The sequence below is a fragment of the Candidatus Abyssobacteria bacterium SURF_5 genome, assembly GCA_003598085.1.
GTDB lineage: Bacteria > Abyssobacteria > SURF-5 > SURF-5 > SURF-5 > SURF-5.
In genome coordinates, this window is the sequence record QZKU01000004.1 from 57987 (window position 1) to 68210 (window position 10224).

Annotated in this window: 6 protein-coding genes; 1 reads left to right on the forward strand and 5 read right to left on the reverse strand. The window is 52.9% G+C overall.

Annotated features, from left to right (window positions below; genetic code table 11):
* The first annotated feature begins 35 nt into the window (after positions 1–35).
* Positions 36–1934 carry a DUF3604 domain-containing protein gene (locus tag C4520_00415; protein ID RJP26740.1) on the forward strand — a complete coding sequence of 633 codons (1899 nt, stop codon included), beginning with the start codon at positions 36–38 and terminating at the stop codon, positions 1932–1934.
* Between the two features lie 12 nt (positions 1935–1946).
* Here the strand turns inward: C4520_00415 and C4520_00420 are convergent, their stop codons facing one another.
* The 5 genes from C4520_00420 to C4520_00440 form a co-directional block, all read right to left on the reverse strand.
* On the reverse strand, positions 1947–2456 hold the full coding sequence (locus tag C4520_00420; protein ID RJP26741.1) for a periplasmic heavy metal sensor: 510 nt from the start codon (positions 2454–2456) through the stop codon (positions 1947–1949).
* A 372-nt stretch (positions 2457–2828) separates the two neighbouring features.
* The gene (locus C4520_00425; protein ID RJP26742.1) at positions 2829–3326 is read right to left on the reverse strand and encodes a hypothetical protein; all 498 of its coding nucleotides are present in this window, start codon (positions 3324–3326) and stop codon (positions 2829–2831) included.
* Between the two features lie 155 nt (positions 3327–3481).
* Complete coding sequence (locus C4520_00430; GenBank protein RJP26743.1) at positions 3482–6136, reverse strand: hypothetical protein; 2655 nt, start codon at positions 6134–6136, stop codon at positions 3482–3484.
* Positions 6137–6362: 226 nt separating this feature from the next.
* Positions 6363–8477 carry a hypothetical protein gene (locus C4520_00435; GenBank protein ID RJP26744.1) on the reverse strand — a complete coding sequence of 705 codons (2115 nt, stop codon included), beginning with the start codon at positions 8475–8477 and terminating at the stop codon, positions 6363–6365.
* Positions 8478–8689: 212 nt separating this feature from the next.
* On the reverse strand, positions 8690–9859 hold the full coding sequence (locus tag C4520_00440; GenBank protein RJP26745.1) for an MFS transporter: 1170 nt from the start codon (positions 9857–9859) through the stop codon (positions 8690–8692).
* Between the last annotated feature and the right edge of the window lie 365 nt (positions 9860–10224).

Here is a 10224-nt window from a genome sequence, read left to right on the forward strand (position 1 = left end):
AAAACGGACTTTTCTTACCGTCAACCGGATACTCGATGAAAACCTGCACGATTCGTTTTATCCTGCTTTTTCTGTTTTTCGCGGGCGTCTCTTGCTCCGAAAAATCAGAAATGAAAACTGCGGCAGCAGGGAAGGATTCCTGGCCGCACGTTGTTCCGTACCTCGATAGCACACCTTCAGCAAAAGACGGACAAGGCACTGCTTCTGTTGCTCCCGCCGGTCCATTCCTTGCGGGCGCAATGACTGATTTTGAAATAGCTTTCACGGTCGGAGAAGCCGGCATAGCGCCCGGCGGGTTTGTTATACTTCAGGTGTCTCCATGGTGGGGATGGACGACGCCTCAAACGCTCGATCCCGATGGTCCAGGCTACACAACTGTCCGTACTTCATTTTCCGACGCCTCCACAAAAGCATTTACACTCCAGCTCGGCAGAATCGTTGTCTCATCCGCGTCACGCGGCTTCAGGCACGGAGAAACCATCACGTTCAACCTGAAAGATGTGCGGGTGGATAAATTTGCCGAGGCCGAGGAATTGTTCCAAATATTCACCGATGCCGACGGTGACGGCCACTCCCGGTGCATTGACAAACCTCCATCCGTCAGAGTAGAGGCGCGAGAAGCGGTTCGCCTCGAGGTAACGGCGCCGTCGCAGGTGAGACCGGGCGAAACAATCAAGGTGGGTGCGGCGCCACTCGATGTTCTCGGCAACTGGAGTACAATGCCGCCCGGCAGGTGGCGGCTGTCGGTTATCCGAAACGGACATACTGTGGATGATATCGCGGGGGAAGCATCTGGCGAAGAGAAAAGAATCACCATTCCTTACGTCTTCGCTGAAGAGGGGCTGTTTTTCTTTGTGGTTGAAACTGCCTCGAGGTTGCAGGGCAAGAGCAACGTCGTCTTTTGCCGGCAGGGCGAACCTGCTCTGAATCTCTACTTCGGCGACATCCACGGCCATTCGCGCATGTCGGATGGGACCGGCACGCCGGGGGATTACTACCGATACGCGCGCCAGGTTTCGGGCCTCGATATCGCCGCACTGACAGATCATGCCGACTACGGAACTATTCCCATAGACGGGGCGGCTTGGGAGCGAATTAAAGATGCGGCAAACACGGCGTACGAGCCGGGCGAATTTGTCACGTTCCTCGGCTTCGAGTGGACCAACTGGAAGTACGGCCACCGCAATGTCTATTACCGCGACGGCGATGGCCCGGTCTTCCGCTCAATCGATCCGGAGAGCGACTCCCCGCAGGAATTATGGGAATTGCTGCGGCCGTACGAGGCAATGACGGCCGCTCATCATGTTGGCGGCGGACCAATATCGACCGACTGGAGCATCCCGCCCGGCCCAAAAGAATACTTCGTCGAGATCAGCTCTATCCATGGGACATCTGAATTTCTCGGAGGCGATTCCGCAGTGTATCATCCGGTCAGGGGCGCGTTCGTACGTGATGCGCTGGCGAGAGGATACCGGCTCGGGATAGTCGGCGGAGGAGACACCCACGACGGCCATCCCGGCCAAAGAAGCGCCGGCGCGCCGGTTACAGGACTTATGGGCGTCTACGCGAAAGAGCTAACACGTGAGGCGGTTTGGGAGGCATTTCGCAGGCGACAGGTTTATGCAACCAGCGGCCCGAAGATCATCCTTTCCTTCCGAGCCGGCGATTCGCCCATGGGTTCGGAAATCACATGGAGCAGAAATCAGGGGCCGCTACCCCTCGCCTTTCGCGCCATCTGTTGTGAGAAGATTGAATCGGTTGAAATCATCCGAAACGGACAGGCTGTGTTCCGGACGGCGGGTGAAGGTTTGACCGCTCAATACTTGCTAACAGATCCAGACCCACCTTCCGGCACTTCCTCGTACTACCTTCGAGTGAAGCAAGCAGATGGCAACCTCGCATGGTCAAGCCCTGTGTGGGTGACCAAAAACTAAGCAGAAGAGTGCTTACATCTCTTCTTCGGGCTCAGCCGCCTCAGGTTCGGCTTCGACTGAAGGTGCTTTCTCCTTGACCGTCCGCAGGCGATCTTTACCGAACATCTTCCAGAATTCAACAGCCTGTTCGCCACTCAGCGAATCCGCAAGAGCGGTCCACAGCTCCGCCTCCTTGGCAACAACGGCTTCATGAGTTTTATGCACTCGTTGTATCTCGTTTTTGACTCGCGCAGGATCCGGACTACCCTGCAGCGCTGCCGTAAGATCTTGATAGGCTTTCTTATACCTGCTCACAAGCTCGTCGATTTGTTGGCGATACTGCTCGTTCACCTTCTTCATCCGTGCACGCTGTTCATCCGTCAACTGCAGTCTCTGATCGATCGCGGTCATCTCTTTTTGACTGGGCGGGCGAAACACAACGGCCGGATCTCGCCCCTTCGTTTTGGCTGCCTGAGCCAGTGCATCTGCTCCAATGCCGACAATTAAACCGAGAACTACCAGCGAAACCAGTGCCTTTCTCATGTCGCTCCTCTCCTTTTCTGAACCGGTGCACGAATTGGTTGAATTGTATCACTTTCGACGTAGTTGCGCAAAAAAATATTCAACAGAAGACGACTTATTTGTTTCGAGGTGTGAAATCATTATGGATGGGATATCAAACTAATATGGGGTGGATTTGGGTTGTGCCGGTTTCCCCGATGACATCCTCAAAGAGTGCGATTGCGGGTAAATTCCGTTATGAATAAGCGGCGAGATGGCGAATCTCGTGGGCAAGATCGTTCGCATATGAATTCGCAAACGACGCCATGATCTCGCAGATTCGCCATCCCTTCGCCACAACCGCGGGTATGATTTGCTCTTCGTTGATCCCGGTGATCGCTCTGCTGACACCCTTTATCTCAAGAAGCCCTCGGGCGCCGGCGCCGGAGTCGTTGCGGGACCGGTTACTCTGCTTTGGCCGAATACCTGCCAGAATTTCTCGGTTTGTTCCTGCGTCAGATTGTTCGAAAGCGCATTCCATAACTGCATCTCCCTCGAAATGATCGAGGAGTGCAGCCGGTGCAACTCTTCGAGGGCATTTTCGACCTGGGCAGGATCGCTCGTTCCCTGAAGAGTTGCCGCAAGATTCTGTCGTGCAGTCTGATAGCTGCTTGTAAGCCTTTGCAGTTCCTGCGTGTATTGGACGTACGTGTTCTGCAACTGAACGCGCTGTTCATCCGTAAGCTGTAACTGCTGGACAAGCGCATCGATTTCATTTTGAGTGGGAGGCCGCAGTAATACCATCAAATCGGAACCCGCCTGTCCCACTTGTTGCGCGTTTGCCCCGATCCCGAAGGCGAACATTATTGCCACAACTAAGACGAAAGCAATCAACTTCTTCATGTTTATCATCCTCCTGTAAAACACAACATCTTTTACTAAAATGTAACAGAACGCACAAGACTTGGCAAGCCCGAAGCCTCTACAAGAGGAGGACGCTTAATGGCGGGTTTAAGAAGACATGACTCACCTGGGGTGATAAATTTCGGCAAGCCCTTACGCGGCTCTCACCACTGGACGCAGTCTAAGTCCTGCAGCCCTTCATTATATGATTCAAGCGTTTGCGCAGCCTGGATCATCTCTTTGCCGATTGCGCTTGACGGTTTCACACCACAAGGCAACGTCCTGGTAAATTGTGCCAGAAGGTTGTCCGCGACTTGAACCGTATCCTCTATCGGGCCCGGTTCGGAGTCATTTTCGAGGTTGAGCTTTGTTGCGATCAACTGATGCGCCAGAATCATGCTTGCGTCACCGCGGACCGGCGTCTGCAACAGCTTGTGCAGAGTCTCCTTTTGATAAAGATAATTACCGAGCCGGAGCGACTGAATCGGCCAGGCGCCGGGGTGATTCTTCCAGAAACCGAAGCCTTTCGGGCATTGATATTCAGGCACAATCGCGGTGACGACGCACGTATCCGGCTCGCTGTCAGAAATTCCATCGGAGACAACCAACTGAACAACGTACTGTCCCTCCGTCTCGGCCAGCAGAATAGGCGTCGGAGATGTTGGGTCGACCAGAATGGGTCCGGTGTCCGATTCCGTCATCATCAGTAGCGACTCTGCAGGATAGGATGCCGGGTTCTTGAGGACGCACCAGGAATAGAAGAGCGGGTCTCCATCCGGGTCATAACTGGATGCGCCATCCAGTTCGAGCGCACTGCCAACCGTGGTTTCCTGATCGCCTCCGGCATCGGCAACAGGCGGCAAGTTTTGTGTCGATATGACGACCAGATCAGGCTGGCTGGTGCACAACCCATCGCTCACGCACAGTTCGACATGGTATTCTCCCACTTTATCCACTGTGAATGATGCGCTCCCGTCCCCTTGAATATCAAGGACTGCAGCGCTCCCCTCAGGCTTTTTGAAAAGTGACCAGGAATAGCTGAGGGTATCTCCGTCCGGATCACTGCTCGCGCTGCCATCCAAAAACGCAGTTCCCCCCACGACCACACTGGTATCGGGGCCGGCGTCGGCGGCCGGGCAGGAGTTGATGGTACTGATGACCACGCTGTCAATGGCGCTTTCACAATGACCATCGGAAACGATCAGGTCAACAATATAGTCACCGAATGCATCAATGAAGATCTCCGGATTAAGAGCGGCCGGATCGGAGAGCTCGGCGGAGCTGAACTGGGGTTTGCTTGATATATTCCAGGTATATGTGAGAGCGTCTCCGTCAATATCCGTGCTGCCGCTGCCGTCAAGACAGATGATCTGGCCGACGGACGCCGCTTGATCGGTTCCGGCATTCGCGGCAGGACACGTATTACAGAAATCGTCAAGTACTCCATTGCAGTTGTTATCTATACCGTCGTTACAGATTTCAACGGCGTCAGGGTCTCCACAACCGGTTTGAATAAGAGGCGCCCATCTGATGATGAGCTGGGCGGTATAGGCGTCCTGATCCGGTTCCTGGGTTCCGGTGCGGTACCAACTCCCGTTAGCATGATAAAGGACCAACCCGAATTGGCGTCCCGAGGCGGTTTCCGGGTCGTAATCCGGGTTCTTTATGCGCTCCTGAACCAATGCAGTGATATCGGGGCTGTAGAACCACGTGCCGGTGGTCCAGTTGGAAATGTTATTCCACGGCACTGCTTCCCCCTGGCGCGGGATCTGGTTTAGAAAAGCTCCGTCCGGATAGTTCGCGGTGCTGAATCCTAATCCCGCTTCCCATTTACCGTCGGGAACAAGTGCTTGAAAGGCGGCATCAAGATATCCCTCGTTAACGTAGTCGGAGCGTATTGCAACGAATGCGCTCTCGATTATCGACAGCTTTGGAACGGTGAGAGCCCATCTCCAGTACGAACTGTACCAGCAGCCCGTAGTCGCCGCATATCCGAAGTAATGCCATCCATTCGAGTCATTGTAGCCGTTCAGATTTCTCGCGCCTACGGCGGAATAAGCGTCTTCCTCGGGAGAATCCTTGATATAAAACGTCTCTGTCACGGCAGTGGAAGGAGTAACTGGTCCCGGAATCCACTCGACATACAGTTGTGCTGTATAAGAGTCATTATCGGGTTCCTGCGTCGCCGTCCGGTATGCGGAGCCGGAGACAAAAGAAAGAACTAATCCCAGATAGTTTTTTCGCACGTCCTGAGGATCATAATCGGCGCTGTCGACGCGTGCTTGAACCAGATTACTGATATCAGGACTGCTATACCACGAACCGGCAATCCAGTCAGGGATATTTTCCCACAAGACCGGAGTCCCCTGCCGCAAGATATCGTTCAGGCTACTACCGAGAGGATAATTTGCGGTCGAAAAACCATTTCCATTGGTCCACCGATCATCCGGAACCAATCCCTGGAAATCCGCGCTTAACAAGCCGGAATTGGTGTAGTCCGCCCTCAGTTGCACAAATGCATTTGTAATCGTAGATCCCCGCGGGATATCTATCGCCCATCTCCAGTACGCACTGAAATATACGCTCGAAGAACGTCCGAAGTATTGCCAGCCGTACCCGTTGTTGTAAACATTTGCATCCTTGGCGCCCCAATTGGCACAGGTGTCTTCTTGAGGGGCATTGGCCACTCGAAAGACCGCGCTGTCCGCATATGCAGCGCCAGTCGCCGGAAGCACAAGAAGCAACATAAGAAGCAGAATGGGAATTTTTCTCATCATGATATCCCCCTCGGCGATCACGATTCCGCCATATACCTCCATTGGTAGCAAGAATCGTTCTGAAGGAGATATCTGAAGGCAAAACAAGAGAGATGGGTCGGAAGCAACTGATAAAACGCTACTTACACAGGGTTGTAATGGGGGACAGAGCCGCAAGGTTTCAGCGGGACCCGCCTCCTTTTATTTCAAAATCGTCATCGAGAGCTCACAGAATTACTTTTGTGTAATTTGTGGCATCGTGTTCATTAACTGGCTGCGAAGACCAATGCTAGTGCGAAACAAGCCTGAAATCCTTCAGTTGAATCGTCAATTCTCCTTCTCCAGATGGGAATTCGGGTCCAACGATGTATTCGCCCCACCTGATGTTGGTTCTTATCGGATTGCCCAAAGCTTTTACCGCGGCTTCTTCAGAGATGGCGGACAAATCGAGGCTGAAGTTGATCCAGTCTCCGTTGTTGGAGAGCCTTGCCAGGTCGCTCCATCGCAAGAGGATATAGTTACTTCTTTCCTCGTAGATTGTGGAAAGAGATAAGTTCCAGTAGGGGCTATGAACATGATTGAGATAGTTATCGGATTCCACAGCCTTTTTGGAAATGGTATCTAAAAAAGTCCCCCCAATTCTGATTGCGCCGCTATTATCGAACTTCAGCCAGTTCTCATTGGTCATACTTACCCTGATTGAGCCCTTTAAAGAATAGTTGAGCCCGGTATACGTTTCATCAAGCACGGCTGTATACGGCATGCAGGTGATGCCGGGATCATCCGGATACGTTCGGCTCAACCCGATGTACACCCAGAGACGATCGCTCAGCCCCGGCCTGTCGGGGTGGGTGTATGTATTTATCGGATGGAAGTTCAAGGTGAGCACGCGACCATCTGAGGACCAGTCGAAATCCTGGTCGATTCCATATCTCGGAAGTTTCTCTTCAGGACAATCGGTATAAGCATACCTGCCTCCCATTACCGACAGATACCCTGCTTGTACATCGTCTTTGTAGAATGGGATATTTGTCGTCTGGCAGATGTGGTCGTGCTTGTCGAAACGCAATGTGCATTCTTCTGGAGCGACGATTGAGCCGTCGCAACCCTCTTTGGCGGTTCCTCCGCCTTCACATACGTTTTGGGGAGGCAGCCACTTGACATGCAGCTGAGCGGTATAACGATTATCCACGGGTTCTTGTGTCGCGATGCGGTATCCTGTTCCGGCGACAGGGTACAGGACAAGGCCGAAAGCCGCTCGCTGATTGTTTGCGGGGTCGTAATCCGGATCATCGATATGTTCCTGAACGAGTGCTGCCACATCGGGGCTATAAAACCACGCGCCAGTGGTCCACCAAGGAATATTGCTCCAGGGTATCGCATCTCCACGACGAGGGATATCGGATAAGGAATTGCCATCGACATACTGTTTTCGACTGAAGCCGGCTGGACTCTCCCAGGATCCATCCGGTGCAAGCGCTTGTAGAGCTGCATCAAGATATCCGGATGTCGAACCAGCCGAGCGAATTTTCAGAGAGGCGCTCGTTATGGTTGAACCCCGGGGTATTGACAGAAACCATCTCCAGTAAGCGTTATACGTGCTCGATGTGCCGGAGACGTATCCGAAATATTGCCGCCCGTTCTTATTGTTAAAACCGTTTTTGTTTACAGGCCCTTGCGATGAAAAAGTATCCTCCTGCGCCGTATCGGCAACCTGAAAGATCATCTCGGTTTCGGCGGAGCGAGTCTCAGGAGGCCCGGGAATCCACTCGATGTACAGGCGCGCGGTGAACGTGGCATCATCCGGTTGCTGAGTCGCTGTTCGAAAGTGGGAACCGGAAACATAAGAGAGCGCCAAACCGAAGTATCTCCCTCTCTCGTCAAGCGGGTCGTAGTCCTCATTGTCAATGCGGGCCTGGACCAGATTCGACAGATCGGGGCTGTCGTACCTGGCGCCGTAAGTCCAGTCCGGCACTTTCTGCCAGAGGACGGGGGTCCCCTGACGCAGAATACTGTTCAGATCAGTTCCCCTCTGATAGTTTGTGGCAGCGAAGCCGTTCTCATTATCCCAGCGGTTGTCCGGGAGCAGCGCGGAAAATTCGGCGGCCAGTTCGCCGAAGTTAGTATAGTCCGCTCGCAACTGCACGTGAGCCGCAGTAATCGTGGAACCCTTCGGGATGTTTATTGGCCATCTCCAGTAGGCGTTATAGTAACAGCCGGCATCTTGACAGAATCCAAAATATTGCCAGCCGGAGGAAGTATTGTATCCATTGAAGTCCCGAGAGCCGCAGATCGAGAAAGCATCCTCCTGCGGTCGATTCGCCAAAGAAAAAAATGCGCTGTCGCCAAACGCGCTCCCGTTGAAGAGAAAGCAAAGGAACAGAATAAAAATTTTTCGCCTCATGATCTTCTCCCCCAGCTATTGCTGATGAAAAAAAACTGTCGTCTTGCCAGCAGAGCAAGAATCATTCTCATTGGAAATTCGAGTTGAAAAAAGACTGGAGAGTCATCGACAAGGTTCTGCGGAGAAGGAGGTTGGAAAGCGGGTGATCCGGTATCCCTAAGAGCCCGAATCAATATGAAGCTTCAGAAAGATTTCAATCAATGCATCCGGTATTACGAATTTGTCTTTCCGGTTCCGGAAAAAAAGGCAAGGCCGACAGCCAAAAGCATTACCGAAGCGGCAACAAGGTACATCTGAGAATATCCAATCAATGCAGCGACAATCCCATACGCAAATGAGCCTGCCATCACACCGAGATCAAACGAAGCGGTAAAGAGAGCTAGTCCTTTTCCCCTGTCTTGCGGCTTGACACGATCGACAACTGAAGCGGCGACCGCCGGCACTGCGAAGCCTATGCCTGTTCCCCAAAGGAAGCCGCCGGCAAGCAGTTCCCACCGATTTTCAAACAGTCCCAACCAGAAAAGCGCGATGCAACCCGCGGCGAATGCCGGCAATGCGACGCGGCGGCGACCATATACATCGGCCAGGTCCCCCAGAAATAGCCGAACGATCGCACCGGCAGTGGAGCTGGCGACAAAGAAATAAGAGATACTGATATCGCGAGGCGCAAGATAGACGGCAATAAAATTAAGGAGCGCCCCTACTCCGGTGCAGTAGAAAAAGAGGGAGCCGACGGGAATCAGCAGGTCGGCCTGACTGAGCAGCATGAGAAACGGATTCGGCGGAAATTCTATTCCGAGAGGGCCGCGCTCCCTCAAGGGACTTGCGAAGAACAACGCAATCAACAAGAAGATAAGGGCGAGCGCAAACAGCACCTGGAAGCCAAGATGCGCGATAATGTATTCCGCCACCGCCGGCAGAGCAGCATACGTGCTCATGCCCGATAACCCGAAAACACCGATGACTTTTGCCCGGCGCGTGCTCGGGGCATCGTCGGTTATTACCGTAAAGATGCCCGTGATATAGCAGCCGAAGCCCACCCCGTGAAGCATGCGCACCACCAGGATGCTCCAGTTCAGCCGACGGCAGAAGAAGTAACCGATCGTCGCCAGGATCATCAATGCGATCCCGCAGAAAATGAGCCTCTTGCGCCCGTACTTGTCTATTGCCGTCCCCACGAGAGGCCTCACCACGACGGAACCAAATGCGAGCACACCCATATAGAGCCCGATTTGTGCCGCGTTCGCGCCGAGTTCTTCCAGATAACGATTGAAGTACAGGAAGAAGACCATGTTCGAGATGACGCATACGTTGCACAGAAAGGCAAAAGCGAAATTGTGTCCAAATGTTTTCACGGCCTTTGAGATAGGATATCCTTTCAATTGGGTCCGGCGGGAGCGGAAATTTCAAATACAAAATAACTATATTCTAAATTGAAACCCTCGCGGGGGCAAATATCACCGAACTGCTGAGAGACCATGTGATAAAATGAAAAATGACCGATATAGGATGTCATCCCATGAATGATAACATCGAATGCCCCCATTGCCGGAGGATGACCCCGAGCGAGGGGTTGAACTGCATTTATTGCGGTGAAGTATTGCCCGCACAAGTGGGGCCGCTTACAGGCATGCGTTATTCTCACAAGGGAGTAATGTCAAGAAATTTCTGTAAAATGCTCTTTTCTTTGGTCTTTGTCTTTAAAGGTGCGAAGCGAATCAGCAGTAGTAGGCGTTGTGGGAATGTG